25 protein-coding genes are annotated in these 26,999 nt (G+C 65.7%); 10 read left to right on the plus strand and 15 right to left on the minus strand.

Annotated features, from left to right (window positions below; genetic code table 11):
• Positions 1-258 precede the first annotated feature (258 nt).
• From ACGLHR_RS08035 to ACGLHR_RS08055, 5 genes are all read left to right on the plus strand, one after another.
• Positions 259-1,380 carry a Re/Si-specific NAD(P)(+) transhydrogenase subunit alpha gene (locus tag ACGLHR_RS08035; protein ID WP_400093114.1) on the plus strand — a complete coding sequence of 374 codons (1,122 nt, stop codon included), beginning with the start codon at positions 259-261 and terminating at the stop codon, positions 1,378-1,380.
• A gap of 206 nt (positions 1,381-1,586) precedes the next feature.
• A complete protein-coding gene (gene panD / locus ACGLHR_RS08040; RefSeq protein WP_006157598.1) occupies positions 1,587-1,949 on the plus strand; it encodes an aspartate 1-decarboxylase in 363 nt (120 codons plus the stop codon).
• A gap of 164 nt (positions 1,950-2,113) precedes the next feature.
• Positions 2,114-2,446 carry an NAD(P) transhydrogenase subunit alpha gene (locus ACGLHR_RS08045; protein WP_267604392.1) on the plus strand — a complete coding sequence of 111 codons (333 nt, stop codon included), beginning with the start codon at positions 2,114-2,116 and terminating at the stop codon, positions 2,444-2,446.
• Positions 2,447-2,448: 2 nt separating this feature from the next.
• A complete protein-coding gene (locus ACGLHR_RS08050; RefSeq protein WP_318230868.1) occupies positions 2,449-3,903 on the plus strand; it encodes an NAD(P)(+) transhydrogenase (Re/Si-specific) subunit beta in 1,455 nt (484 codons plus the stop codon).
• A 293-nt stretch (positions 3,904-4,196) separates the two neighbouring features.
• Positions 4,197-5,243: a two-component system response regulator gene (locus ACGLHR_RS08055; RefSeq protein ID WP_267604393.1), complete on the plus strand. Its 1,047-nt coding sequence runs from the start codon at positions 4,197-4,199 to the stop codon at positions 5,241-5,243.
• 51 nt (positions 5,244-5,294) lie between these two features.
• Here the strand turns inward: ACGLHR_RS08055 and ACGLHR_RS08060 are convergent, their stop codons facing one another.
• The 9 genes from ACGLHR_RS08060 to ACGLHR_RS08100 all read right to left on the minus strand — a co-directional run bounded on the left by ACGLHR_RS08060 (position 5,295) and on the right by ACGLHR_RS08100 (position 15,185).
• Complete coding sequence (locus ACGLHR_RS08060) at positions 5,295-6,569, minus strand: class I SAM-dependent RNA methyltransferase (protein WP_400093115.1); 1,275 nt, start codon at positions 6,567-6,569, stop codon at positions 5,295-5,297.
• An 81-nt stretch (positions 6,570-6,650) separates the two neighbouring features.
• A complete protein-coding gene (locus ACGLHR_RS08065) occupies positions 6,651-7,256 on the minus strand; it encodes a 2-hydroxychromene-2-carboxylate isomerase (protein WP_318230912.1) in 606 nt (201 codons plus the stop codon).
• 142 nt (positions 7,257-7,398) lie between these two features.
• A complete protein-coding gene (locus ACGLHR_RS08070) occupies positions 7,399-7,821 on the minus strand; it encodes a CopD family protein (RefSeq protein WP_267604397.1) in 423 nt (140 codons plus the stop codon).
• A gap of 88 nt (positions 7,822-7,909) precedes the next feature.
• Complete coding sequence (locus tag ACGLHR_RS08075) at positions 7,910-9,190, minus strand: glutamate-5-semialdehyde dehydrogenase (RefSeq protein ID WP_400093116.1); 1,281 nt, start codon at positions 9,188-9,190, stop codon at positions 7,910-7,912.
• A gap of 111 nt (positions 9,191-9,301) precedes the next feature.
• On the minus strand, positions 9,302-10,342 hold the full coding sequence (holA, locus tag ACGLHR_RS08080; RefSeq protein ID WP_267604399.1) for a DNA polymerase III subunit delta: 1,041 nt from the start codon (positions 10,340-10,342) through the stop codon (positions 9,302-9,304).
• A gap of 64 nt (positions 10,343-10,406) precedes the next feature.
• The gene (gene lptE / locus ACGLHR_RS08085) at positions 10,407-10,928 is read right to left on the minus strand and encodes an LPS assembly lipoprotein LptE (protein ID WP_052494686.1); all 522 of its coding nucleotides are present in this window, start codon (positions 10,926-10,928) and stop codon (positions 10,407-10,409) included.
• Between the two features lie 49 nt (positions 10,929-10,977).
• Positions 10,978-13,602, minus strand: a complete 2,625-nt coding sequence (leuS, locus tag ACGLHR_RS08090; protein WP_400093118.1) for a leucine--tRNA ligase — start codon at positions 13,600-13,602, stop codon at positions 10,978-10,980.
• A gap of 146 nt (positions 13,603-13,748) precedes the next feature.
• Complete coding sequence (dapB, locus tag ACGLHR_RS08095) at positions 13,749-14,546, minus strand: 4-hydroxy-tetrahydrodipicolinate reductase (RefSeq protein WP_400093119.1); 798 nt, start codon at positions 14,544-14,546, stop codon at positions 13,749-13,751.
• Positions 14,547-14,609: 63 nt separating this feature from the next.
• A complete protein-coding gene (locus ACGLHR_RS08100; protein WP_400093120.1) occupies positions 14,610-15,185 on the minus strand; it encodes an outer membrane protein assembly factor BamE in 576 nt (191 codons plus the stop codon).
• A 199-nt stretch (positions 15,186-15,384) separates the two neighbouring features.
• Here ACGLHR_RS08100 and fur point away from each other — a divergent pair, with 199 nt between their 5' ends.
• On the plus strand, positions 15,385-15,816 hold the full coding sequence (gene fur, locus ACGLHR_RS08105) for a ferric iron uptake transcriptional regulator (protein ID WP_267604405.1): 432 nt from the start codon (positions 15,385-15,387) through the stop codon (positions 15,814-15,816).
• A gap of 70 nt (positions 15,817-15,886) precedes the next feature.
• Here the strand turns inward: fur and ACGLHR_RS08110 are convergent, their stop codons facing one another.
• From ACGLHR_RS08110 to tkt, 3 genes are all read right to left on the minus strand, one after another.
• The gene (locus ACGLHR_RS08110; RefSeq protein ID WP_267604407.1) at positions 15,887-16,876 is read right to left on the minus strand and encodes a LysR family transcriptional regulator; all 990 of its coding nucleotides are present in this window, start codon (positions 16,874-16,876) and stop codon (positions 15,887-15,889) included.
• A gap of 282 nt (positions 16,877-17,158) precedes the next feature.
• A complete protein-coding gene (gene gap / locus ACGLHR_RS08115) occupies positions 17,159-18,157 on the minus strand; it encodes a type I glyceraldehyde-3-phosphate dehydrogenase (protein WP_174422980.1) in 999 nt (332 codons plus the stop codon).
• Between the two features lie 97 nt (positions 18,158-18,254).
• Positions 18,255-20,291, minus strand: a complete 2,037-nt coding sequence (tkt, locus tag ACGLHR_RS08120) for a transketolase (protein WP_400093121.1) — start codon at positions 20,289-20,291, stop codon at positions 18,255-18,257.
• 130 nt (positions 20,292-20,421) lie between these two features.
• Here tkt and ACGLHR_RS08125 point away from each other — a divergent pair, with 130 nt between their 5' ends.
• From ACGLHR_RS08125 to ACGLHR_RS08140, 4 genes are all read left to right on the plus strand, one after another.
• The gene (locus ACGLHR_RS08125) at positions 20,422-21,258 is read left to right on the plus strand and encodes a spermidine synthase (RefSeq protein ID WP_400093122.1); all 837 of its coding nucleotides are present in this window, start codon (positions 20,422-20,424) and stop codon (positions 21,256-21,258) included.
• A 72-nt stretch (positions 21,259-21,330) separates the two neighbouring features.
• Positions 21,331-21,771, plus strand: a complete 441-nt coding sequence (locus ACGLHR_RS08130) for a glyoxalase/bleomycin resistance/extradiol dioxygenase family protein (protein WP_267604410.1) — start codon at positions 21,331-21,333, stop codon at positions 21,769-21,771.
• On the plus strand, positions 21,771-22,526 hold the full coding sequence (locus ACGLHR_RS08135; protein ID WP_400093123.1) for a 16S rRNA (uracil(1498)-N(3))-methyltransferase: 756 nt from the start codon (positions 21,771-21,773) through the stop codon (positions 22,524-22,526). Before ACGLHR_RS08130 ends, ACGLHR_RS08135 begins: the two co-directional genes overlap by 1 nt.
• 52 nt (positions 22,527-22,578) lie before the next feature.
• On the plus strand, positions 22,579-23,181 hold the full coding sequence (locus ACGLHR_RS08140) for a YidB family protein (protein ID WP_318230856.1): 603 nt from the start codon (positions 22,579-22,581) through the stop codon (positions 23,179-23,181).
• An 83-nt stretch (positions 23,182-23,264) separates the two neighbouring features.
• Here the strand turns inward: ACGLHR_RS08140 and ACGLHR_RS08145 are convergent, their stop codons facing one another.
• The 3 genes from ACGLHR_RS08145 to ACGLHR_RS08155 all read right to left on the minus strand — a co-directional run bounded on the left by ACGLHR_RS08145 (position 23,265) and on the right by ACGLHR_RS08155 (position 26,949).
• On the minus strand, positions 23,265-23,864 hold the full coding sequence (locus tag ACGLHR_RS08145) for a barstar family protein (protein WP_267604414.1): 600 nt from the start codon (positions 23,862-23,864) through the stop codon (positions 23,265-23,267).
• Positions 23,861-24,217 carry a ribonuclease gene (locus tag ACGLHR_RS08150; RefSeq protein ID WP_400093196.1) on the minus strand — a complete coding sequence of 119 codons (357 nt, stop codon included), beginning with the start codon at positions 24,215-24,217 and terminating at the stop codon, positions 23,861-23,863. Before ACGLHR_RS08150 ends, ACGLHR_RS08145 begins: the two co-directional genes overlap by 4 nt.
• A 407-nt stretch (positions 24,218-24,624) precedes the next feature.
• Complete coding sequence (locus ACGLHR_RS08155; RefSeq protein ID WP_267604415.1) at positions 24,625-26,949, minus strand: NADP-dependent malic enzyme; 2,325 nt, start codon at positions 26,947-26,949, stop codon at positions 24,625-24,627.
• Between the last annotated feature and the right edge of the window lie 50 nt (positions 26,950-26,999).

Genomic DNA, 26,999 nt, shown 5'->3' on the forward strand with positions numbered 1-26,999 from the left:
ATCGTCAGATTCCTGTAAGCTGCGAAAAAATTGTGCGCTGCGTTTGGCCTGGCCGAGCGCATGGCAGACACAAGGGGCAGACACCAAAGGGCCAAAGACGTCCGCCCGCTTAGCAGATCAGCGGCATTGTCAGAATGAACCGAAGCGGTTCTGGCAGGCGCGTTGCCATGTCGTACCAGTCGTACGACAAGCTCGCGCCCCAACGCCAGAATCATTTTGACAGCGCCTCAAAGACGCCAGCAAAAGGAGAAATTGACGATGCACATCGGCATCCCGCAGGAGATGCGGGCAGGTGAGACTCGTGTCGCCGCCACCCCGGAGACGGTCAAGAAGTACGTGACCCAGGGCCATCAGGTCATCGTCCAGTCGGGAGCCGGCGTACGCGCCAGCGTGCCGGACTCGGCGTATGAGGCCGTCGGCGCCACCATTGGCACCGCGGCACAAGCCTTCGGCGCGCAGTTGGTGCTCAAGGTCCGCGCCCCCATTGATGCCGAGCTCGCGCTGATGAAGCCGGGCGCCGTGCTGGTCGGCATGCTCAATCCCTTCGACGCAGAAAACAACGCCCGCATGGCCAGCGCCACGCTGACGGCCTTCGCGCTGGAAGCCGCGCCGCGCACCACGCGCGCGCAGAGCATGGATGTGCTGTCCTCGCAGGCCAATATCGCCGGCTACAAGGCTGTGCTGATCGCCGCCCACCATTACCAGCGTTTCATGCCCATGCTGATGACCGCCGCCGGCACCGTCAAGGCGGCCCGCGTGCTGATCCTCGGCGCCGGCGTGGCGGGCCTGCAGGCCATCGCCACCGCCAAGCGGCTGGGCGCGGTCATCGAAGCCTCCGACGTGCGCCCCGCCGTCAAGGAACAGATCGAATCCCTGGGCGCCAAATTCCTCGAAGTGCCGTTCGTCACCGACGAAGAGCGCGAGATCGCGCAAGGCGTGGGCGGCTATGCCCGCCCGATGCCGCCCGACTGGATGCGGCGCCAGGCGGAGCTCGTGCACGAGCGCGCCAAGGCCGCCGACATCGTCATCACCACGGCGCTGATCCCGGGCCGCCAGGCGCCGGTGCTGCTCAAGGAAGAGACCGTGCAGGCCATGAAGCCCGGCTCGGTGGTGGTCGACCTGGCCGCGGCGCAGGGTGGCAACTGCCCGCTCACGGTAGCTGACGAAGTGGTGGAACGCCACGGCGTCACGCTGATCGGGCACACCAACCTGGCCAGCATGGTGGGGGCGGACGCATCGGCCCTCTATGCGCGCAATGTGCTCGACTTCCTCAAGCTCGTCATCGACAAGGACGGCCAGTTCACCTTGAACCTGGAGGACGACATCGTCGCAGCCTGCCTGATGTGCAAGGATGGCCAGGTGGTCCGCGGCGCCTCCTGAAGCGGCTCTGGGCCCATCGCGGCCCGGCCGTTTTAGAATGGCGCCAGGCGGTTCCGGCCAGGCACGCGGTCTAGCGCCGCTGCCGGCATTCGCCGGCACGGCCGGCCAACGCCCAGGCACCGGAATCATTCCAGGTGGCCCATCGGGACGCAAGCCCAAGGGCCCGCATACAAGCTCATCCAGCATCAACCAAGGACGTATCACCCATGCAACGCATCATGCTCCGCGCCAAGCTCCATCGTGTCACCGTGACGCAGGCGGACCTCAACTACGAGGGCTCATGCGGCATCGACGAGAATCTGCTCGAAGCAGCCGACATGAAGGAGTTCGAGAAAATCGAGCTGTACAACGTCAACAATGGCGAGCGTTTCTCCACCTACATCATCAAGGGCGTGCGCGGCAGCGGCGAGATCTCGCTCAACGGGGCAGCCGCACGGCGCGCGCACCTGGGTGACCATCTCATCATCTGCACCTACGCGCCGATGAGCGACGAGGAGATCGCCACCTATAAGCCGAAGATCATCCTGGTGGACGACAACAACGCCATCAAGGAAATCAAGAAGGTGTAAGCGGATCCAGCCACCCGCGCCGGCAGCCAGCGCCGGCGCGGGTGGCACAGAGACAGCAAGCAGCAGGCGGCATCGATGCAATAGGCGCCCGCACGCGCCTGGCCAGGCAAAAGAACACGGGACAACCGCGCAGCGAAGGCATTCAAGCAACGGAGGAGAAGTCGATGGAACTGGTGAACCACACGGTGATCAACCTGATCATCTTCGTGCTAGCGATCTACGTGGGTTACCACGTGGTCTGGACGGTGACGCCCGCGCTGCACACCCCGCTGATGGCAGTGACCAATGCGATCTCGGCCATCATCATCGTCGGCGCCATGCTGGCTGCCGGCCTGACCGAGGGCACCGTGGGCCGCACCATGGGCACGCTGGCAGTCGCGCTCGCCGCGGTCAACGTGTTCGGTGGCTTCCTGGTGACGCAGCGCATGCTGGAGATGTTCAAGAAGAAGGAACCCAAGGCCAAGGCCGGCAAGGGTCATGAGGAGGGCGCCAAGTGAGCATGAACCTCGTCACCCTGCTCTACCTGCTCGCCTCGGTGTGTTTCATCCAGGCGTTGAAGGGCCTGTCCCATCCTAGCTCCGCGCGGCGCGGCAATGCCTTCGGCATGATCGGCATGGCCATCGCCGCAGTGACCACGCTGGTGCTGATCGCCAAGCTCAAGAATGAGTTCCTGGCCATCGGCGCGGGCCAGTCGTCAGTCGCCGAAGGCATGGCGCTGATCTTTGGCGCGCTGGTGGTCGGCGGCGGCATCGGCGCCTTTGTGGCGCGGCGGGTCGAGATGACCAAGATGCCCGAACTGGTGGCCGCCATGCACTCACTGATCGGTATGGCAGCGGTCTGCATCGCGGTGGCCGTGGTGGCCGAGCCGTCGGCGTTCAGCATCACGCCGCCGGGCTCGCACGATATCCCGTTTGGCAATCGCATCGAGCTGTTCATCGGCTGCTTTGTGGGTGCCATCACCTTCTCCGGTTCGGTGATCGCTTTCGGCAAGCTGTCGGGCAAGTACAAGTTCCGCCTGTTCCAGGGCGCCCCGGTGTCGTTCGCCGGGCAGCACCTGCTGAACCTGCTGCTGGCGGTGGCCATGATCGGCTTCGGCATCATCTTCTGCCTGTCGCAGGACTGGATTCCGTTCCTGCTGATGCTGGCGATCGCCTTCGTGCTGGGCGTGCTGATCATCATCCCGATCGGCGGCGCGGACATGCCGGTGGTGGTATCGATGCTCAATTCATACTCGGGCTGGGCGGCGGCGGGCATCGGCTTCTCGCTCAACAACCCGATGCTGATCATTGCCGGCTCGCTGGTGGGATCCTCCGGTGCCATCCTCTCGTACATCATGTGCCGCGCGATGAACCGCTCGTTCTTCAACGTGCTGCTTGGCGGCTTTGGCGGCGCGCCCGCGGCGGCCGCTGCCGGCGGCCAGGCGCAGCGCAACGTGAAGTCCGGCTCGGCCGACGACGCGGCCTTCCTGATGGGCAATGCCGAGACCGTGATCATCGTGCCGGGCTACGGCCTGGCGGTGGCGCGCGCGCAGCATGCGCTCAAGGAACTCACCGAGAAGCTGGTCGAGAAGGGGGTGACGGTGAAGTACGCCATCCACCCGGTGGCGGGCCGCATGCCGGGCCATATGAACGTGCTGCTGGCCGAGGCCGAGGTGCCTTACGACCAGGTCTTCGAGATGGAGGACATCAACAGCGAGTTCGGCCAGGCGGATGTGGTGCTGGTGCTGGGCGCCAACGACGTGGTGAACCCGGCCGCCAAGACCGATCCCAACTCGCCGATTGCCGGCATGCCGATCCTGGAAGCCTACAAGGCCAAGACCATCATCGTGAACAAGCGTTCGATGGCTGCCGGCTACGCGGGCCTGGACAACGAGCTGTTCTACATGGACAAGACCATGATGGTGTTCGGCGACGCCAAGAAGGTGGTGGAAGACATGGGCAAGGCGGTCGAGTAAGCACGCCGGAAGACCGGATACGGGCAGCCGCCCGTATCCACCGCCACGAAAAGCGCGACACTGTCGCGCTTTTTTCCATCCCGCCGCGGTCCGGTTGCGCAGGAGCGCGAGCGCGCTATACTGGTTTCCGGTCACCGGCCATGGCACGCGCCGGTCATCCAAAAAGGGCCAGGTGTAGTCCAGCGCGGTGGGCCGCTCCGAACCGATCCGTCCGCTGGCCTTGCCGCGCCGGATCCCCAGCCGCGCCAAACCACCCGCCCGAAGTGTCTGCCGACACCGGAGCCGAACGCAACATGACATTCAACCCCCAGGACAGGAATCTGTCGGTCTTCCATCACCCGATCCTCACGGTGCTCGTCGACGACAGTAAATCGTTCATCGACAGCCTGGCGTTCCAGATGGATCCGTCGCGGCCGGTGGTGACCTTCACCGATCCCCGCGAAGCCCTGCAATGGATCCGCGAGACCTACACCACACGCTCGACCGGCTTCCTGCCCGTGCGGGTCACGCACGACGACCTGACCTTCCTGACCGAGCGGCGCACCGTGCAGCTCGATATCGACCGCATCTACCGGCAAATCCACGATTACAACCGCTTTGTGCAGCCTGGCGTGATCGTGGTGGATTATTCGATGCCGCAGATGAACGGGCTCGAATTCTGCCAGGCCTTGCAGGACCTGCCGTGCAAGACCATCCTGCTGACCGGCACCGCCGACGAAGGCATTGCCGTGCAGGGCTTCAACCACGGGCTGATCGACCGCTACGTGAAGAAGCACGACAGCAATATGGTGGAGCGGCTGGACCAGGAGATCGACGCGCTCCAGCAGCAGTATTTCGCCACCCTGTCGCGCACGCTGCGCGACCTGCTGACGCGCCACTCGTTTTCCTTCCTGTCGGATCCGGCGATCTGCGAGCGGGTGCGCCAGGTCACCGCGCGCTACGGCTTTGTCGAGTACTACCTCTACCCCAACCCGGCCGGCATCCTGATGCTGACGGCGCAGGGCCAGGCCACGCTGATGGTGATCGAGACGCGCGCCGGCCTGATCAACCAGGTGGAATCCGCGGAGGCTTACGATGCGCCGGCGGCCCTGATCGAGGGACTGCGCGAGGGCCGCATCGTGCCTTTCTTCTGGCCGGGCAACGGCATGTACACGCCGGCCTGCATCGACTGGGAGCAATATTGCCTACCGGCCGAGCGCTGCGAAGGGCGTGAGGATTATTTCTACGCGCTGTTCGACCTGCCGCGCCATTTGCTGCAGGAGCCGGTGGTCAGCTTCCAGGGCTTCCTGGACGATTTTGCCCGTCACCCCGAGCGGGTCACCGGGCGCGCGCCGCGCTAAGCCGGGTAGCACGACGAGACAGGAGAGGCCAACTCCCCTGTCCTGGCCGCATCAGGCCGAAGGCTGCGCCGGGGCGCTGCGGTTGCCGCCTCGCACCATGTCGAAGCGGAACAGCCGGCACTCGATGTTGCCGTTGTACAGCGGCGTGCGGCGCGACTCCTTGAGCCGCAGGCGGCGCGGCAGCGTCAGGTCGCCCGTGAACACCCATGCCTGCCAGCCAGCGAAATGCTGCTTGAGCGTGGTGGCAAAGGCGCTGGCGAACTGATTGGCGGCTTCGTCGTCGATCTCGTCGACCGGCGCTTCGTCCATCGGCCGGCGGCGTTCTCCCCGCACGGCAATCCGCTCGCCATACGGCGGGTTCATCAGCATCAGGCCGGGCGCCGCGAACGGCGGCTGCGCAAAGCGCGCATCCACCTGCTTCAGGCGCACTTCGCCCGGCAAGCCCGCGCGTTCCCAGTTGGCTTGCGACATCGACAGCAGGTCGGTGGAAATATCGCTGCCTGCAAGCTCCAGGGGCTCGGACGCAACGCGTTTGCGCGCTGCCTCCTCATCGTCCCGCGCAGCCGCCTTCAGCGCATTCCACGTTTTGTTGTCGGCGCCCTTGAGGCGCTCGAAGCCAAAGCTGCGGTTCGCGCCAGGAGCGAGGCCGAGGGCCACCTGGGCCGCTTCCACCAGGAAGGTGCCGCTGCCGCACATCGGATCGTAGAACGGGCGTTCGGTCTGGCCTGGCACCCAGCCGGCGAGGCGCAAGATGCCGGCGGCCAGGTTTTCCTTCAGCGGCGCCTCGCCCTTCTCCAGGCGCCAGCCCCGCTTGAACAGCGGCTCGCCCGAGGTGTCGAGGTAGAGCGTGCAATCGTGTTCGGTCAGGTGGGCATAAATCCGCACATCCGGATTCACGGTATCGACGCTGGGGCGCTCGCCCAGGCGCTCGCGCATGGCGTCGCACACGCCATCCTTGATGCGCAGCGCGATGAAATTCAGGCTCTGCAACGGCGAGCGATGCGACGTGACGTCCACCCGGAGCGTATCGTCCGTCGAGAACCACTGATCCCAGCGCTGGGCGCGCACGAGGTCATAGATGTCGTCTTCGCGCCGGTAGCCGCGGTTGGCGACCCGCATCAGCACCCGGCTGGCAATGCGCGAGTGCAGGTTGACCGCATAGGCCGCGGCCATCTCGCCCGAGAAAGTGACGCCACCGGGCATTTCGCGATGGACCTGGATGGGGGCGAGCCTGGCCAGGCCGGGCCGGGCTGCGATCTCGTGCAACTCTTCGGCAAGTGCGCTCTCGAGGCCGCGCGGGCAGGAGGCAAAAAAGGCTTGGGACATGGCTTGGGAATTCCTGCAAACAAAAACGTCCGCCGTAGCGGACGGGGTCAGATAGCGCGCAGTGTACCGCGCTCCGGGGCTTCAGCCCGCCGCGAGCGCGCGATCGAGGAAGTCCAGGCGGTCCTGGCCCCAGAAAGGCTGGCCGTCATAGACGTACCACGGCGCGCCGAACGCGCCGATGGAAACCGCGTCCTGCGTGTGCTGCGTATAGGCTGCCTGCACGGCCTGCGCGTCGCTCGCCTTGAGCAGCGCCGTGCCTTCCAGGCCGATGCTGTCGGCCAGCTGCGCCAGCGTGGCGGCGTCGGCGATATTGCGTTGCTCGGCCCACAGGGCACGGCCAATGACGCCGATCAGCTCCATCGCGCGGGCAGTGCCGTGGGCCAGCTGCACGGCGATGACCAGCTTGCTGGCGGCGTCACCGGAGACCGGGAAAAAGGTTGGCTGCGGGTTCAGCGGCAGGCCGAGGAATTCGCTCCAGCGGGCCAGCTCGACCAGCCGGTAGGCCTGGCGCTGCGGCGGACGCTGCGCCAGCGGCAAGCCGCCCGAAACGGAGAACACGCGGCCCAGGTCGCAGGGCTTGATATTGACCTGCACGCCATGCTTGGCCGCAATCGCGGTGAAGCGTTCGTGGCCAAGGTAGACGAAAGGCGATTGCGGGGTGAGGTAGTAGTCGACCTGCTTGCTCATCATGTCCTCTGGACGGGGTGGGGCGAGACAACCGCGCGGGCAATGCGGTAATGCTGCGTGAAACGAATTAAATACGATACGAGAAAAAACCGAAACCCGGCGGCCCGCGAAGGCGACGCGCGCGGGAGCCGGCCAGCGCTCGTCAGAACGGCTTGACCACCACCAGGATCACCACCGCCAGCAACACCAGCACCGGCAACTCGTTGAACCAGCGATAGAACGTATGCGACCGCGCATTGCGCCCGCCTTCGAACTTTTTCAGCAGCACGCCGCAGCCGTGGTGATAGCCGATCAGCACCACGACCAGCGCCAGCTTGGCATGCATCCAGCCCTGCCCCGGACCGCGCCCGATGCCGTAGCCGATATACAGCCACAGCCCGAACACCAGCGCCGGCACCGCCAGCATGGTCATGAAGCGGTAGAGCTTGCGCGCCATCAGCAACAGTCGCTGCACGCTGGCCGGCTCGCGCTCCATGGCGAGGTTGACGAAGATGCGAGGCAGGTAGAACAGGCCAGCGAACCAGGAGACAACGAAGACGATGTGCAGCGCTTTAACCCAGAGCATCTGGCCTTTTTCTAGTTGGGTTCCCGTGGGAACAGTGGGGACAGCGGGGACAGCGGGGATCCGGGACGAGATGCGCAACGCATCCCGTTCAGGTACGGATCTCGCCGTGGCCGAACACCACGTACTTCAGCGAGGTCAGGCCCTCCAGCCCCACCGGGCCGCGCGCGTGCAGCTTGTCGTTGGAGATGCCGATCTCGGCGCCCAGGCCATACTCGAAGCCATCGGCGAAGCGCGTCGACGCATTGATCATCACGCTGGCCGAGTCCACCTCGCGCAGGAAGCGCATGCCGGTGGTGTAGTTCTCGGTGATGATGGAATCGGTATGCGCCGAGCCGTAGGTGTTGACGTGCTCGATGGCCTCGTCCAGCCCGGCCACCGTGCGGATCGCCAGCACCGGCGCCAGGTACTCGAGCCGCCAGTCTTCCTCGGTGGCGTCGACCAGGCCGGTGAAGCCGGCCGCTTCCAGCGTGGCGCGGGTGGCGGCGCAGACACGCAACTCCACGCCCTTTTCCTGGTAGATGCGGCACAGCGGCGGCAGCGCCGCGGCGGCGACATCGCGCGCGACCAGCAACGTCTCCATGGTGTTGCAGGGCGCGTAGCGCTGGGTCTTGGCGTTGTCGGCAACGCGCACCGCCTTGTCCAGGTCGGCGTCGGTATCGATATAGACGTGGCAGATGCCGTCCAGGTGCTTGATCATGGGCACCCGCGCTTCTTCCATCAGGCGCGCGATCAGGCTCTTGCCGCCGCGCGGCACGATCACGTCGACGTATTCGGTCATGGTGATGAGGCGGCCGACCGCGGCGCGGTCGGTGGTCGAGATCACCTGCACCGCTTCGGGCGGCAGGCCGGCGGCGGCCAGGCCCTCGGCCACCAGGGCGGCCAGCGCGGTGTTAGAGTCGATCGCCTCGGAGCCGCCGCGCAAGATGGTGGCGTTGCCCGACTTCAGGCACAGCGCGGCTGCATCGATGGTCACGTTGGGGCGCGACTCGTAGATGATGCCGATGACGCCCAGCGGCACCCGCATCTGGCCCACCTGGATGCCGGTGGGACGGAATTTCATGTTGCTGATCTCGCCGATCGGGTCCGCCAGCGCGGCGATCTGCTCCAGGCCGGCGGCCATGGTGTCGATGGCCTTGTCCGAAAGCGTCAGGCGGTCGATGAAGGCAGCATCCTGGCCGTTGGCGCGGGCACGTTCCACATCGCCGGCGTTCACGGTCTTCAGGTGCGCGGCGTCGCGGCGGATGGCGGCGGCGATGGTCAGCAGCGCGCGATTCTTGTCGGCGGTGGAGGCGCGCGCCATGGCGCGGGAGGCGGCGCGGGCCTGCTGGCCGACGCGGTCCATGTACTGCTTGAGATCGAGCTCGTTCATATTCCTGGCCAGGGGACCCGGCCCTCAATGCTTGGTTTTTTGTCGGCTACGGCTGGCAATGCTGGCAGTGCAGGCAACTGGCGATCCGTCGCCGTTGACTGCGCCGCGGGCTTACCGGGCGATGGTCAGCGCCAGCTGCAGCAGGCCATCCCAGGGTTCGGCCGGCATGCCCTCGGCGCGCAGGCCCTTGACCTGCCGGTCCAGCTTGGCGGCCATGCCCAGCGCGGCTTCCAGCTGCGCCAGCGAGAGGCGCTGCGCGGCCTGCGGCACCAGCTTTTCGCGCGGGCCCCAGATACGCAGTTCGCGCGTCAGGACGCCAATCTGCTTGCCTGCCGCCAGCCCTTGCCGGACCTTGGATAATACGCGAATTTCCTCGGTCAGCGCCCACAGCACCAGCACCGTGGCCTCACCCTCCCCGCGCAGCCCCTCGAGCATGCGCACCAGGCGCGGCACGTCGCCGCTCAGCATGGCTTCGGAGAGCTTGAAGACGTCGTAGCGGGCCACGTTGAGCACCGCATCGTGCACCTGCTCGAAGCTCAGCGGGCCCGCGGGATACAGCAGCCCGAGCTTCTGGATTTCCTGGTGGGCGGCCAGCAGGTTGCCTTCGACCTTGTCGGCGATGAACTGCAGCGCGCGCCGGCCCGGTTCGCCGGGCTCGACCCGCTGCTGCTGCAGCGCCAGCCGCTCGCCGACCCAGGCGGGCAGCCGGGTGCGGTCAACCGAATCGACCTTGATCGACACGCCGGCGGCGTCCAGCGCCTGGAACCAGGCCGACTTGGCCGTGGCGAAGTCCAGCCGCGGCAGCGTGATGAACATGACCACGTCCGGCGAAGGCTGGGCAGCCACCGCGCGCAGCGCCTCGCCGCCGTCCTTGCCGGGCTTGCCGGAGGGAATCCGCAACTCGACGATCTTGCGGTCGCCGAACAACGACATCGATTGCTGCGCCTGCACCACATGGCCCCAGTTGAAGCCGCGCTCGGACGACAGCACCTCGCGCTCCGTGAAGCCAGACTCGCGCGCGGCCTGGCGCAGGCGGTCGACCGCCTCGAGCACCAGCAGGTGCTCGTCGCCATGCACCACGTAGAGCGGTGCCAGGCCGCGTCCCTTGGCCTGGCGCAGGTGCGCTTCGAGTCCGTCGAGCTTGAGCTGCATGCCGTGCGCTTCTTTCCTCTGTCCTTACCGTGTTGGGCTTTCCGGGCGGCGCTTGTTGCGCGGCTCAGATGGCCTTGACCGCGCTCAGCCGGCGAATCAGCTGCTGCACGATGTCACGCTGCATATCGCGATAGAGCTGCTGCTCTTCGTAATCCTTGGCCAGCGTGTTGGCTTCGTTGTAGGTCAGGTCGCGCGTGAGCACCAGCTGCGACGGCGCGATCAGTTCCTGGCCGCCGGCATCGCGCAGGCGGAAGGTGAAGCGCTGCGTCAGGCGGTATTCCCGCACCACGCCGGTGGTGGTGATCGACAGCACCGTCTTGGTACGCGTGTCCTGCAGCACATCGAGCAGGGCATCCGCTTCTTTCGGGTCGGTCACGATCTGCGTGTCCGAGCCGTTGCGGATGGCGCGGCGCAAATCGGAGCCCATCAGCGTATTGGGCGGAATGCTCACATACAGCCGCTTGAACGCGAAGTCCGCGTTGCCGCGCATGTGAAACCCGCAGCCGCCCAGCAGGCCGGCCAGCAGCAGCGTGGCCAGGACCTTGCGGCGGCCCTGCAGCGGTCGATCCAGCTTCTGTCCATCCATATGGGCAGCTCCCTTGTTGGCTTCTCTCGGCGCTGGTTAGAGCACCACGTTAAAGAACCACGTTAACGAGGCGGCCCGGGACCACCACGATCTTCTTCGGCGCGGCGCCGTCGGCAAACTTGGCAACGATCTCGCTGGCAGCAGCCATGGCCTCGATGGCCGCGCGCTCGGCATCGGCCGGCACCTTCAGGCTGCCGCGTACCTTGCCATTGATCTGCAGCACGAGGTCCAGCTCGCTTTGCACCAGCGCGGATTCGTCCACCTGCGGCCAGGCTGCGTCGAGCAGGTCGCCGTACTGCGTGGCGTAGCCCAGTTCCTGCCACAGCCCGTGGGTGACGTGCGGCACCACCGGGTACAGCACGCGCAGCAGGATGCCCAGGCACTCGCGGCGCGCGGCGGGCGTGGCCTCCTTGGCGTCCTCCAGCGCGTTGAGCATCTTCATGGTGGCGGACACCACCGTGTTGTACTGGATGCGCTGGTAGTCGTAGTTGGCCTGCTTGAGCACGCTGTGGATCTCGCGGCGCAGCGCTGCATCGGCGTCGCCGGACGGCGCACCATTGCCGCCCGCGGCGATCGCCTCGGCGTTGGCATAACCGTAGTTCCACACCCGGCGCAGGAAGCGCGAGGCGCCCTCCACGCCCGAGCCGCTCCACTCGAGCTGCTGCTCGGGCGGGGCGGCGAACATGACGAACAGGCGCGCGGTATCGGCGCCGTACTGGTCGATCAGGGCCTGCGGGTCGATGCCGTTATTCTTGGACTTCGACATCTTCTCCACGCCGCCGATCACCACCGGCTGGCCATCGGCCTTGAGCACGGCGCCCAGCGGGCGGCCGCGCTCATCGGTGCTGACATCGACTTCGGCCGGGTTGTACCAGGTCTTCTTGCCGGCCGCGTCCTCGCGGTAGTAGGTGTCGTTGAGCACCATGCCCTGCGTGAGCAGGTTCGAGAACGGCTCGTTGAACGTGACCAGGCCCATGTCGCGCATGACCTTGGTCCAGAAGCGGGCGTACAGCAGGTGAAGGATCGCGTGCTCGATGCCGCCGATGTACTGGTCCATCGGCATCCAGTAGTCGTTGCGGCCGTCGACCATGGTGGCCGCATCCGGGCAGGTATAGCGCATGTAATACCAGCACGAATCGATGAAGGTATCCATGGTGTCGGTCTCGCGGCGCGCCGGCTTACCGCACGACGGGCAGGTGCACGCGAGGAAACGCGGATCCTTGGCCAGCGGGTTGCCGGTGCCGTCCGGCACCAGGTCTTCCGGCAGCACCACAGGCAGGTCCTGCTCCGGCACCGGCACCACGCCGCAGTCGTCGCAATGGATCAGCGGGATCGGCGTGCCCCAGTAGCGCTGGCGCGAGATGCCCCAGTCGCGCAGGCGCCAGGTGATCTTCTTTTCGCCCAGGCCCTTGGCGCCCAGATCGGCTGCGATGGCTTCCACCGCGGCCTTGTAGTCCAGGCCGTCGTATTTGCCACTATGGATGCAGGTGCCGTGTTCCTTGTCGCCGTACCATTCCTGCCAGGCTTCGGTGGAGAACGGCTGGCCCTTGACGTCGACCACTTGCTTGATCGGCAGGCCGTACTTGTTGGCAAAGGCAAAGTCGCGCTCGTCGTGCGCGGGCACGCCCATCACGGCGCCGTCGCCGTAGCTCATCAGCACGTAGTTGCCGACCCACACCTCGACCTGCTCGCCGGTGAGCGGGTGCACCACCTTCAAGCCGGTGGGCATGCCCTTCTTTTCCATGGTCGCCATATCGGCTTCCGCCACCGAGCCATGCTTGCACTCGTCGATAAAGGCGGCCAGCTCAGGATTGGTGGCGGCGGCATGGGTGGCCAGCGGGTGCTCGGCGGCGACCGCGCAGAAGGTCACGCCCATGATGGTGTCGGCGCGCGTGGTGAACACGTACAGCTTGCCGTCGCCGATCAGCTTGCCGTCGTCGCCCGCGATGGCATGTGGGAAGGCGAAGCGCACGCCCACGCTCTTGCCGATCCAGTTCTGCTGCATGATCTTGACGCGCTCGGGCCAGCCCAGGTCGTCCAGATCGCCGAGCAGTTCCTCGGCATAGTCGGTGATGCGCAGGTAGTACATCGGGATCTCGCGCTTTTCAACCAGCGCGCCCGAGCGCCAGCCGCGCCCGTCGATGACCTGCTCGTTGGCCAGCACGGTCTGGTCGACCGGGTCCCAGTTCACCGTACCGGTCTTGCGGTAGGCGATGCCTTTTTCCAGCATCTTGAGGAACAGCCACTGGTTCCAGCGGTAGTAGTCCGGGCTGCAGGTCGCGACTTCGCGCGACCAGTCGATGGCCAGGCCCATCGACTGCATCTGCCGCTTCATGTAGGCGATGTTGTCGTAGGTCCAGGCCGCCGGCGCCACGCCATTGTTGAGCGCGGCGTTTTCCGCCGGCATGCCGAACGCATCCCAGCCCATCGGCATCAGCACGTTGTGCCCGTTCATGCGCAGGTGGCGCGCCATCACGTCGTTGATGGTGTAGTTGCGCACGTGGCCCATATGCAGCTTGCCCGACGGGTAAGGCAGCATCGAGCAGGCATAGAACTTGGGCTTCTCGCTGCCGTCGGCCAGCTTCGCCTCTTCCGACACACGGTAGGCATCGATGGCTTGCCAGTGTTGCTGGGCGGCTTGTTCAACGGCGGAGGGAAGGTATTTGTCTTGCATGTTCAGGACAACGGCGCGGTGCGTTGGCGTGCGAAAAGCGTGGAAAAGATAAGCGGCGGGCAAGCCTTGCGGCGCCCGCCTGCACTGGAGCGGCGAAAGTGCCGATTATAACCGTCGGCACTTGCGGCGCAGGGCCTGCCGGGGCCTTACTTCAGGCCGAGTACGTCCTGCATGTCGAACAGGCCGGTGGGCTTGTCGGCCAGGAAGCGCGCCGCGCGTAGCGCGCCCTCGGCATACGACTGGCGGCTGGACGACTTGTGCGTGATCTCGATGCGCTCGCCGATGCCGGCGAACATCACGGTGTGGTCGCCCACGATATCGCCGCCGCGCACGGTGGCAAAGCCAATGGAGTTGGGGTCGCGCGGCCCGGTGTGGCCTTCGCGGGAGAACACGCCGCAGGTCTTCAGATCGCGGCCCAGCGCCTTGGCCACCACCTCGCCCATCGCCAGCGCGGTGCCCGACGGGGCATCCACCTTATGGCGGTGGTGCGCCTCGATGACTTCGATGTCGTAGCCGGAAGAAAGCAGCTTGGCGGCGACTTCCAGCAGCTTGAACGTGGCGTTGACGCCCACGCTCATATTGGCCGAGAACACCACGCCGATGTGCTTGGCAGCTTCGGCGATGGCGGCACGGCCGGCGTCGTCGAATCCGGTGGTGCCGGTGACCACCTTGACGCCCAGGCGCCTGGCCGCTGCCAGGTGCACGAGCGTGCCCTCGGGCCGGGTGAAGTCGATCAGGCAGTCCGCACCGGCAAGGGCAGCCTCGATATCCGAGGTGACCGCCACGCCGGTGGTACGGCCCAGCAGCAGCCCGGCATCCTGGCCCAAGGCCGGGGCGCCCGGCACATCCAGCGCGCCCGACAGGGTGAAGCCTTCGGTGGAGAGTACGTGTTCGATCAACATGCGGCCCATGCGGCCGGAGGCACCTGCGATGGCGATATTCATGGCGTGTCAGCAGTCAAAAAACAAGCCGGCCGCGTGACGCGGCCGGCATTCGGGCCCGATGGCTCAGTTGGTCGGGCTGGCGGCTGCCGGCGCGGCAGCAGCAGGCGCTGCGGCGGGGGCCGCATCCGGGGTTGCTGCCGGGGTCGCCGCCACTTCCGAAGCCGCGGCAACGGTTTCGGCCGGCGCCTTAGGCGTCGGTGCCTTGCCCGCCTGCATGGCCTTCATGCCGTCGATTTCGGCAATCAGCTCGTATTCGGACGGCAACTCGTCGCCGCCGAACTTGGTCAGCTTGTCGCCATCGAAGAAGACGGTATAGCGGCGCTGCTGCACCACCGGCGTATTGCCCCGGCGGAACGAGAACACGTAGTCCCAGCGGTTGCCGTGGAACACATCGGCCAGCAGCGGCGTGCCGAGCAGGAACTTGACCTGCTCGCGCGTCATGCCTTCACGCAGCTGGGCGGCGGCTTCACGCGAGACAAAGTTGCCTTGCACGATGTTGATACGGTACGGCGTGATCGCGTTGGCGACCTTGCGCGACGTATTGTCATAGGTGGAGCACGCTGCCGTTAGCAGGGTAGCTGCAGCCAGCACAGTAGTAACCAGCGTCGGACGCATGGCGGACGAACGAAATGAACGCATGTATCTCGCTTCTAGAAGGGAGAGAAAAGTGCCGATTCAGGCCCTCACGGTGTTGGCCATGAGGCGGCAGCGGCGATGGATCATCGCGAGCGCAGCCTAGGGCAGGTGACCGAGCCCCAGGCAACCGCCGGGGCGACTTTTGCCGCCAAAACCCTTATGATTCAATTATCCAGACATTGTACTCTAGGGAGTCACGCCCATGCCGAGTCCGGCGGACCTCAAAAATATCGGTCTTAAAGCGACCGTACCGCGTCTGAAGATCCTCGAGATCTTCCAGACCAGCGAGCAGCGCCACCTGAGCGCGGAAGACGTTTACCGCATCCTGCTCAACGAACAAATGGATATCGGCCTCGCAACCGTCTATCGCGTGCTGACCCAGTTCGAGCAGGCTGGACTGCTGTCGCGCAACAACTTCGAATCCGGCAAAGCCATTTTCGAGCTGAATGAAGGCAAGCACCACGACCACCTGGTCTGCATCGATTGCGGCCGCGTGGAGGAATTCTACGACTCCGAAATCGAGCGCCGCCAGCAAAGCATCGCGACCGAGCGCGGCTTCGCGCTGCACGAACACGCATTGTCGCTCTATGGCAGCTGCACCAAGCACGAGTGCCCCCACCGGGCCAAGCGCTAAGCCAGCCGCGATTTCCCCGCGAGCATAAAAAAACCGGCGCCAGCGCCGGTTTTTTTATTGCAAGCCTGCCTCACGATTCCAGCTGATCGTGCTCGGCAACGATGTGCAGGCCACGCGCAACCGCCGGCACGCCGACGAATTCGCCCACGACCTGGCGGAACAGCCCGCGTGCCCACACCAGCATTGGATGGGTATTGCGGCTGCGGTGCCAGAACATGTTCAGGCCCAGCGTGGTATTGAGTTCCGCCGGCAAGGGGAAGGCCTTGAGGCCGTAGGTCTCGCAAGCCATGTCCTTGGTCAGCGCATTGACCGTGAAGATCATGTCGGTCTGCGCGGCCAGTTCCGACTGCGCGCGCCAGGAATGCACCGTCAACGTCGCATTGCGCTTGAGGCCGCGCTGCTGCAAGGCATAGTCCAGCGGGATCAGCGACGGTGCCGGACGGCCGTTGCCGCCCGAATGCGCCATGAAGATGTGGCCGCAGTCGAGATACTGTTCCAGCGTGCAAGTGCCCTTGAGCACCGGATGGTTTTTCCGCGCGCAAACCCAGAGGTTGAGCGAGGTAACCATCTCTTCCACGATTTCGGGATGCCGGGTCGGGAACGGCGAGAACGCCAGGTCCAGTTCGTTGCCACGCATGGCGGCAACATCCGACTCCCAGGAATGGGATTCGACCAGCTTGATATGCAACTCCGGCGCCAGTTGCTTGATGCGCAGGATGAAGCGGTTGAAGACCGTATCGCCCAACTCGGCGGCAAAGCCGATGTTGAGGGTGCCGGTAGCGACGGCGGGGTCGAAATTATCGGCGTCGCCCTCGTTGATCGAGGACCACAGGTCCAGCATGTCGCGAATCTTCGGCCCCAGTTCCAGGGCCCGCGGCGTCGGCGTCAGGCCGTGCGGCACGCGGATGAAAAGGGGATCGTCGAAAATCTCGCGCAGGCGACCCAGCGAATGCGAAACCGCGGGTGCGGTCATATGCATTTTTTCCGCGACATAGGTCGCGTTTCGCTTGCTGAGCAGCTCGGTAAAAATCACGAGCAGCTTGGTATCCACATTCACCATGATCTCACCCAGGTTGGATTGGGAATTGGGAATGACCGTATCGTCACTTGCATTGGCTGCGCATCTGTATATCCAGCACTTTCACAGTGTAAGAGCAAAGTCGGGAACGGAACAGGAATTCCGCGCCCGCCCCTAGCACCGTGCCGGTCTTTGTCCTTGCGCCGGGATCCTGGCGGAAGGCTTGCCTAGGCTGCCGATAGCTGGAGTTGCAGGCAGACGACAAAGCGGCATTCCAGGGAATGCCGCTTTGTTCCGTGCGCAAACCAACCTATCCAGGCAAGCTTACTTGGCGACGACGCGAGCCATTTCCAGCACCTTGTTGGAATAGCCCCACTCGTTGTCGTACCAGCTCACGATCTTGACGAAGGTCGAGTCCAGCGCGATGCCGGCTTCGGCGTCGAAGATCGAGGTGCGTGCATCGCCGCGGAAATCCGTGGCAACCACCTTGTCTTCGGTGTAACCCAGCACGCCCTTGAGCGCGCCCTGGCTCTGTGCCTTCATTTCGGCGCAGATCTCGGCGTAGGTAGCACCCTTTTCCAGCTCGACGGTCAGGTCGACCACCGACACGTCGGAGGTCGGCACGCGGAACGACATGCCGGTCAGCTTCTTGTTCAGCTCAGGAATCACCACGCCCACGGCCTTAGCAGCGCCAGTGCTCGACGGAATGATGTTTTCCAGGATGCCGCGGCCACCGCGCCAGTCCTTGTTGGACGGGCCGTCGACGGTCTTTTGCGTGGCGGTGGTGGCGTGCACGGTGGTCATCAGGCCACGCTTGATGCCCCACTTGTCGTTGAGCACCTTGGCGACCGGCGCCAGGCAGTTGGTGGTGCAGCTGGCGTTGGAGATGATCGCTTCGCCCTTGTACGTGCCGTGGTTCACGCCGTACACGAACATCGGGGTGTCGTCCTTGGACGGGGCCGACATGATCACCTTCCTGGCGCCCGCGTCGATGTGCTTCTGCGCGCCTTCCTTGGTCAGGAAGATGCCGGTGGACTCGATCACCACGTCGGCGCCGATCTCGCCCCACTTCAGCTCGGACGGATCCTTGACGGCGGTCAGGCGGATCTTCTTGCCGTTGACGATCAGGGTGTTGCCGTCGACCGACACCTCGCCGTCGAAGCGGCCGTGCACCGAGTCGTACTTCAGCATGTAGGCCAGGTAGTCGGGCTCGAGCAGGTCGTTGATGCCGACCACTTCGATTTCCTTGAAGTTGGCGGCGGCTGCGCGGAACACCATGCGCCCGATGCGGCCGAAGCCGTTGATGCCGATCTTGATGGTCATGTTTATCTCCTGAGTAGGCTAACGATCGATGGATGCGGGAAAGCGTCTGCCGGCCCGCGCGGCCGAGTCGACCGCTGCGCGGGCCCGGGAATGCCTGTTACTGGCCGATTGTGTCGCGCACGGTGCGCACGACGTTCTCGACCGTGAAGCCGAAGTGCTTGAACAATACGCCAGCGGGAGCCGATTCGCCGAAGGTGTCGATGCCCACCACGGCCTGGACCTGGTACTTCCACCAGAAATCCGTCACACCGGCTTCCACCGCCACGCGCGGCACGCCGGCCGGCAGCACCGATGCCTTGTAGGCGGCGTCCTGCTTGTCGAATACCGTGGTTGCCGGCACCGAGACCACCCGCACGTGCACGCCGTCGGCAGCCAGTTGATCAGCGGCGCCCACGGCCAGGCCGACTTCCGAGCCGGTGGCGATGATCACGGCGTCCGGGCGGCCGGTCTTGGCGTTGGTGCCGTCGCGCAGCACGTAGCCGCCGCGCGCGATATTGGCGCGGGTGGTGTCGTCACGCTTCTGGAACGGCAGGTTCTGGCGGCTGAAGATCAGGCAGCTCGGGCCGTTCTCGCGGCGCACGGACTGGGCCCAGGCCACCGCGGTTTCGGTAGTGTCGGCGGTACGCCACACATCCATGTTGGGGATCAGGCGCAGGCTGGCGACGTGCTCGATCGACTGGTGGGTCGGGCCGTCCTCGCCCAGGCCGATGGAGTCGTGGGTGAACACGAACAGCGTGCGGATCTTCATCAGCGCCGCCATGCGCAGGGCATTGCGGCTGTAGTCGGAGAAGGTCAGGAACGTGCCGCCATAAGGGATGTAGCCACCATGCAGCGTGATGCCGTTCATGATGGCGCTCATGCCGAACTCGCGCACGCCGTAGTTGATGTGGGTGCCCCAGGCATCGCCGCGCACGGCCTTGCTGCCCGACCAGTTGGTCAGGTTGGAGCCGGTCAGGTCGGCCGAGCCGCCCAGGAATTCCGGCAGCACCGGCGCGAGCGCCTCGATGGTGTTCTGGCTGGCCTTGCGGGTGGCGATGGTTTCCGCCTTTTCCTCGCACTTGGCCAGGAACGCGTCCACGGCAGCGTCGAACGCGCCGGGCAGCTCGCCGCGCATGCGGCGCTGGAATTCGCCGGCTTCGTACGGGAAGCGCTCGGCATAAGCCTCGAACAGGGCGTTCCAGGCCTTTTCCAGCGAACCGCCGCGGGCCTTGGCATCCCATGCCGTATAGACTTCGGCCGGCAGCTCGAACGGGGCGTGGGCCCAGCCCAGCGCCTCGCGCGTGGCCAGGATTTCGGCACCACCAAGCGGCGCGCCATGCACATCGTGGCCGCCTTCCTTGTTGGGCGCGCCCTTGCCGATCAGGGTACGGCAGCAGATCAGGGTCGGGCGGTCGCTGTACTTGGCTTCGGCGATGGCGGCGTCGACGGCGGCGGCGTCATGGCCGTCCACCGCGCGGATGACATTCCAGCCGTAGGCTTCGAAACGCTTCGGGGTGTCGTCGGCGAACCAGTGCACCACGTCGCCATCGATCGAGATGCCGTTGTCGTCCCACAGCGCGACCAGCTTGTTCAGCTTCAGCGTGCCGGCCAGCGAGCAGGCCTCGTGGCTGATGCCTTCCATCAGGCAGCCGTCGCCCAGGAACACATAGGTGTGGTGGTTGACGATGTCGAAGCCGGGGCGGTTGAATTCCTCGCCCAGCAGGCGCTCGGCCAGCGCCATGCCGACCGCGTTGGTCAGGCCCTGGCCCAACGGGCCGGTGGTGGTTTCCACGCCCGGGGTGATGCCGTATTCCGGGTGGCCAGCCGTCTTGCTGTGCATCTGGCGGAAGTTCTTCAGCTCGGCCAGGGGCAGGTCGTAGCCGGTCAGGTGCAGCAGCGCGTAAAGCAGCATCGAGCCGTGGCCGTTGGACAGCACGAAGCGGTCGCGGTCAGCCCACTCGGGGTTGCTCGGGTTATGCTTCAGATGACGGCCCCACAGCGCAACCGCGATATCCGCCATGCCCATCGGCATGCCGGGGTGGCCTGAATTGGCCTGCTGGACGGCGTCCATGGCCAGGACGCGGATGGCGTTGGCCATGAGTTGGATGGGCTGCGAAGCGTGCGGACTGGCGGCGGGATGAGCGAGGTGAGACATGCGGCGGGAACCTGGCGGCGGGAAAAGCGGAATTTTACCAGATCAAAGGGGGGAGTTCGGCCACCCGGCGGCCCCGCCTGGCGGCCATCTGCAATGGACTGAATGGCTTTCCCCCGGCGTTGGCACCACCTTGGGCCAGATTCGGCTGCTCGCGGCAGTGCGCTCGCCGTACCAGCAAATCGAGATTGGCGAGCATCCCCGCTTTGGCCGGATCTTCCGCCTCGATGGCCGCGTCATGAGCGCGGAAGCGGACGCCTTCATCCAGCACGAGCTGATGGTGCACCCCATGGCCGTGGCCCATGGTGCGGCGCGCTGCGCGCTGGTGGTGGGTGGCGGCGACGGCGGCTCGGCGCATGAATTGCTGCGCCTGCCCTTCATGCGCGAGGTGGTGGTGGCCGAACTCGACCCCGATGTCGTGACGCTGGCCCGGGCCTGGCTCGATGGCATCCACCAGGGTGCCTTCGACGATCCGCGCGTGCACCTCGCCATCGGCGACGCGCTCGGCTTGATGGAAGCCTTTGGGCGCGCGGGGCGGCAGTTCGACCTGATCGTATTCGATTTGACCGAGGCCGACGACGGCAGCCCGGCGGCGGCGCTCTTCTCCGCCCACGGCCTGCAAACCGCCCGGCGCTGCCTGGCGCCCGGCGGCGCGCTGTCCGTGCACCTTGGCCCGCCGGAGCACCACCCCGATTCAGTGCGCGTGCTCGCCGCGCGCTTGCAGCAGTGCTTTGCGCATGTCCAGCCCATCACCGCTTTCATCCCCGTCTATGGCGCGCAATGGGCCATCGCGCTGGCCAGCGACAGCCTCGATGTGCGCGGCGCCGACTCCGCGCAACTCGACGAGCGGCTGCGCGCCTGGAAGCTCGATCGCAAGCTGCGCTGCTACCACGCAGCGCTCCATCCTGCCTTGTTCGCCCTGCCCCTGCACCTGCAGGCGCTTTTCGACAGCGCCGGCGCACCCGCGTAAGATGCTCATTCGCACCGCGAGTCTTGCCGCCACGGCAAGCCCCGCGCGGCTTCCCGTAACCAGGAGACGATCATGACAAGACCGGCCAACACCCCCTGGCTCACCCCCTACCTGACGGTGGGCAACGGGCGCAGCGCGCTCGACTTCTACCACCGCGCCTTCGGTTTCAGCGCGGGGAACGTGGTCGACGAAAACGGTGTGCCGACCCACGCCGAGATGCACTACCAGGGCGAGCTCGTCGTGATGTTCGCGCCCGAAGGCGCCTGGGGCAGCACCGCGCGCGCGCCCCGCTCGCTCGGCGTCGAATGCCCGCAGACGTTCTACGTCTACTGCGACGACGTCGATGCCATGCACGCGCGCGCCGTCGCCGCCGGCGCGATCAGCCTGATGGCGCCCGCCGACCAGTTCTGGGGCGACCGCTACTGCATGGTCGAAGATCCCGACGGTTACCGCTGGGGCTTTGGCAAGCCGCTGGCCAAAGCTGCCGGCAAGAACGAGGACGGATCCGCCTGATGCCGCCTCGCTTTTTTATCGATGCCGCGTTGGCCGCCGAGACCGACATGCCACTGCCCGAGGCTGTGGTGCGCCATGTCCAGGTGCTGCGGCTCAACCCGGGCGACGACATCACCCTGTTCGACGGACGCGGCGGCAGCCATGCGGCTACCCTGGTCGATATCGGCAAGCGCCATGCGCTGGCGCGGATCGGCAGCCACGATCCGTTCGAGGCCGAGCCGCCGTTCCGCGTCACGCTGGCGCAGGGGCTGGCGGGCGGCGACAAGATGGACTGGCTGATCGAGAAATCCGTCGAGCTTGGCGTCGCCGCCATCCAGCCCCTGCAGGCGGCCCGCTCGGTGGTCCGGCTCTCGGCGGAGCGGGCGCAAAAGCGCCACACGCACTGGCAGGCGCTGGTCGAGGCCGCATGCGAGCAATGTGGGCGCAATCGCTTGCCGGAGGTCGCGCCGGTCGCTAACTTGGAATCGTGGCTGGGCCTGCAGGCGAAGCCGGCAGCGGCCCAAGGGGCACGGCTGCTGGTATCGCCGCGGGCCCCGCAGTCGCTGGTATCGTTTGCCACCGAGCAGCGCAATGCGCTGCTGGACAGCGGCGTCACGCTGCTGATCGGGCCCGAAGGCGGGCTGGCGCCGGACGAGGAAGCAGCGGCGCTGCGCGCCGGATTCACGGGCGTGTCACTCGGGCCGCGCATCTTGCGTACAGAGACAGCCGGGCTTGCTTGCCTGGCCACGCTCAACGCGGTACTGGGCGGATTTTGACGGCACCCGGGCCATCCCGGCCCGGCGCCACTTTCACCGGAAGGAGTCGATCATGGGACTACTCGATAGCGTGCTGGGCGGAGTGTTCGGGCAACGCGGCAGCGGCGAAGCGGGCGCTGGCGGCCTGAACCCGAAGATGATGATGGCGCTAGGCCTGCTGGCCATGCTGGCCATGCGCCACAAAGGCGCCGAAGGCAGCCCCGGGGCGGAGCATGATCCGGCCGATCCGGCCGCCAGCGCAGGTGGCCTCGGCGGGCTTGGCGGACTGCTCGGCGGGCTGATGGGCGGCGGCGCGGCCGGTGGCGCACCAGGCGGCCTGGATCTGGGCGGATTGCTCGGCGGGCTGCTGGGTGGCCAGGGCCAGGCCGGCGCCGCACCCGCGCTGGGCGCGGCGGCAGGCGGCATCGGGGCCTTGCAGCAGGTCCTGGCCCAGGCCGGCCTGGGCGAGCAGGTCAACTCGTGGATCGGCACCGGCGCCAACCAGGCGGTCTCGCCGTCCGCGCTGGCCAGCGCACTCGGCGGCACCGGCGCGCTGGAGAGCCTGGCCGAAAAGACGGGCCTGTCCCAAGAGGATGTCGCAGCCCATCTCAGCGAAGGACTGCCGGAGCTGATCGACAAGCTGACGCCGCAAGGCGAGATACCGCCGGCGGCGTAACCCCGCGCCCTGCCGGCAAAGCAAAAGGCCCGCTGCTAGCGGGCCTTTTCAATCTTGCTGTCTTCGCTGCGGGCGGCTGGCGCTCAGGCGAAGGAGTAGAACACGCGGAACTGCACCTTGCGCTCGGCCCAGAACTCGGCCGCATCGCGGAACACATCGAGCAAGACCTCGCGCCCTTCCTTGTCGAACTTCTGCGCAATCGGCAGGCCTTCGAGCACGATCACGAAACCGGGCTGCGCGCCCGCCTTGTGAATCAGGTCGGTCAGGCAATCGGCCAGCGCATCGAAATTCTTGCCGAAATGCTTGGGAAAGAGGAAGTTGGTGGCGATGGTTTCCAGCACTTCCGCCTTGCTCTGGCAGTGCGCACAGTTCGCGTACAGGAAATGCTGGCCCAGCTCCGCCGCGGCCTGGGCTAGTTCGGGCACGCGAAACGCGCGGATCGACTGGACGATGTTTGGACGCACCGTCTTGAACAGGTTCATGGCTCCCTCTTGGCTGCCGTCAGTGCCGGCTGCGGGAACGGGTGCGAGCGGCGTTTGTTGCGAGAGCTCGTTGCGGGGCATCGTCAACACGTTGTCGTAAAGATTCTGGGCCTGGGTCTGGGCCCGCTGCCAGCCATCTCCGGCGCCGCGCTCTTCGCGGGCGGCAAGGGCGTCGCCCAATCCGAAAATGTCAGTCATCATTTGGCTATCCGTTTGAAACTGTTGTAGTGGTCGTCCGTGTAGTAACAGTCGTTGGTGGCGCGTTGATCACCGCCACATACGATCCGTCGTGCTCCTCGATTTCGGCTGTTTGTCTTCACCGTGTATTCGCGGTAATAATTGCGCGACCTTTGCGGCAAGGCGCTCTCGTAGTTGCCGAACCTCGAGCCATCCTTGGCGTAGGGAAACGGGCCACCCGCTTCGATCCGCTCCAACGTGGACTGTGCCTCGTTGGGCAACTGTTGTACCGCGATGGTTCCCGTGCCGTCATCGGTCGCCTGGCGTGCCAGCACCGGCTGCGCCAGCGCGCACGACAATGCCACGCCTGCCAACACCCGGCTTGCTGCTCGCGCCAGACCGGCGACTGAAATCCATTGTGATGCGCGCTGCGTCAAAGGAATCTGGGAACCCACGTTGCTTGTCTTGATTTGAGGACACCAACAAAATGATCCCGGCGCCGCTGCGCGGTTGCCGCGCCACCTAAACTGCCTATTTTGCTTGCGCCCCGGACGGCCTGCGCGTAAATCGACAGCTTCGTCGCGCGTGTAACGAGCGCGTACTTCAAAGGCATAAGGTTACGCCCATGCTAATAAATAATCAATCCCCGCCCCCTGGCAGAGTGGAAAACCTCAATTGTTTCAACATGTTAAACAAATGTGTGCACACACTGACGCGGTGCCGGCGGCAGTAAAAAGGCGATAAAAAAGCCGGGCAAGCCCGGCTTTTGAAGACTGACGGCGGTTTAGCGCTTGGCTGCCGCGTCCACCACTACCAGCGACGTCATATTGACGATACGCCGCACCGTGGCCGAAGGCGTCAGGATGTGGACAGGCGCCTTGACGCCAAGCAGGATCGGCCCGATCGCCACATTGTTGCCCGCCGCGACCTTGAGCAGGTTGTAGGCGATGTTGGCGGCGTCGATGTTCGGGCACACCAGCAGGTTGGCCTCGCCCTTGAGGGTGCCGTCCGGCACCAGCGTGTCACGCAGCTTCGGGTCCAGCGCGCAATCGCCGTGCATCTCGCCATCCACCTCGAGATCCGGGGCACGCTCGCGCAGGATCGCCAGCGTTTCACGCATCTTCTGCGCCGACGGCGCTTCGGAGGTGCCGAAGTTCGAGTGCGACACCAGCGCCACCTTGGGGACGATGCCGAAGCGCTTGAGCTCTTCCGCGGCCATCAGGGTGATCGCGGCCAGTTGGCCGGCGGTCGGGTCGATGTTGACGTGGGTGTCGACCAGGAAGATCTGGCGGCCCGGCAGGACCAGCCCGTTCATCGCGGCGTACACCTCGTTGGAGCCACCCAGCACCTGGTCGATGTAGCGCAGGTGGGCGGCGGTGGTGCTGACCGTGCCGCAGACCATGCCGTCGGCCTCGCCCTGCTTGACCAGCATGGCGCCGATCAAGGTGGTGCGGCGGCGCATTTCCAGCTTGGCGTACTGCTGCGTGACGCCCTGGCGGGCCATCATCTTGAAGTACGCCTCGGAGTAGTCGCGGAAGCGTGCGTCGTGTTCCGGGTTGACCACGGTGAAGTCGATGCCGCCGCGCAGGCGCAGGCCAAAGCGCTCGATGCGGTGGGCGATGACGGCCGGGCGGCCGACCAGGATCGGGTTGGCCAGCTTTTCGTCGACGATCACCTGCACCGCGCGCAGCACGCGCTCTTCCTCGCCCTCGGCGAAGACGATGCGCTTCTTCTCCATGTCGACCTGGCGGGCAGCCGCGTAGATCGGCTTCATCAGGGTGCCGGAGTGGTACACGAACTGCTGCAGCTGCAGACGGTACGCGTCCATGTCCTTGATCGGGCGCGCAGCCACGCCGGACTTCATGGCGGCCTCGGCCACCGCCGGCGCGATCTTGACGATCAGGCGCGGGTCGAAGGGCTTGGGAATCAGGTACTCAGGGCCGAAGGACAGGTCCTGGATGCCATAGGCGGTGGCAACGATGTCGCTCTGTTCCTGGCGCGCCAGTTCCGCGATCGCATGCGCCGCGGCGACTTCCATCTCACGCGTGATGGTGGTCGCGCCGCAGTCCAGCGCGCCGCGGAAGATGAACGGGAAGCACAGGACGTTGTTGACCTGGTTCGGGTAGTCGGTACGGCCGGTGGCGATCACCGCGTCCGGGCGCACTTCCTTGGCCAGCTCCGGCAGGATTTCCGGGTTGGGGTTGGCCAGGGCCAGCACCAGCGGCTTGTCGGCCATGCGCTGGACCATGTCCTGCTTGAGCACGCCAGCGGCGGACAGGCCCAGGAAAATATCGGCGCCGTCGATCACTTCGGCCAGCTTGCGCTTGTCGGTCTTTTGCGAGAAACGCGCCTTTTCCGGGTCCATCAGCTCGGTGCGGCCTTCGTAGACCACGCCAGCCAGGTCGGTCACCCAGATGTTCTCGAGCTTCATGCCCAGGTCCAGCAGCAGGTCCAGGCAGGCCAGCGCCGCGGCGCCGGCGCCGGAAGCCACCAGCTTGACCTTGCTGATATCTTTGCCGACCACGGTCAGGCCATTGACCACGGCCGCGCCGACCACGATGGCGGTGCCATGCTGGTCATCGTGGAAGACGGGAATCTTCATGCGCTCGCGCAGCTTGCGCTCGACGTAGAAGCACTCCGGCGCCTTGATGTCTTCCAGGTTGATGCCGCCGAAGGTGGGCTCGAGCGCGGCGATGATCTGCACCAGCTTCTCGGGGTCCTTCTCATCGAGCTCGATGTCGAACACGTCGATGCCGGCGAACTTCTTGAACAGGCCGGCCTTGCCTTCCATCACCGGCTTGGAAGCCGCCGGGCCGATATCGCCCAGGCCCAGCACGGCGGTGCCATTGGTGATCACGCCAACCAGGTTGCCGCGTGCGGTGTAGCGAAAGGAGTTGGCCGGATCGGCCACGATTTCCTCGCACGCGGCGGCAACGCCCGGCGAGTAGGCCAGGGCCAGGTCGCGCTGGTTGGACAGCGGCTTGGTCGGCGTGACGGAGATCTTGCCCGGGGTCGGAAACTCGTGATATTCCAGGGCAGCTTTGCGCAGCGCCTCACGCTGCTGCTGCTTCAGGTCGTCTTGGGGCGTGGGCTGCTGGGGACTGGTCATCGGCGCATCTTCCGGTCGGTGGAGCCGTTAATCACGTATGGGACACGAAA

Origin of the sequence: Cupriavidus sp. CuC1 (genome assembly GCF_044627735.1) — a bacterium.
Taxonomy (GTDB): domain Bacteria; phylum Pseudomonadota; class Gammaproteobacteria; order Burkholderiales; family Burkholderiaceae; genus Cupriavidus; species Cupriavidus ulmosensis.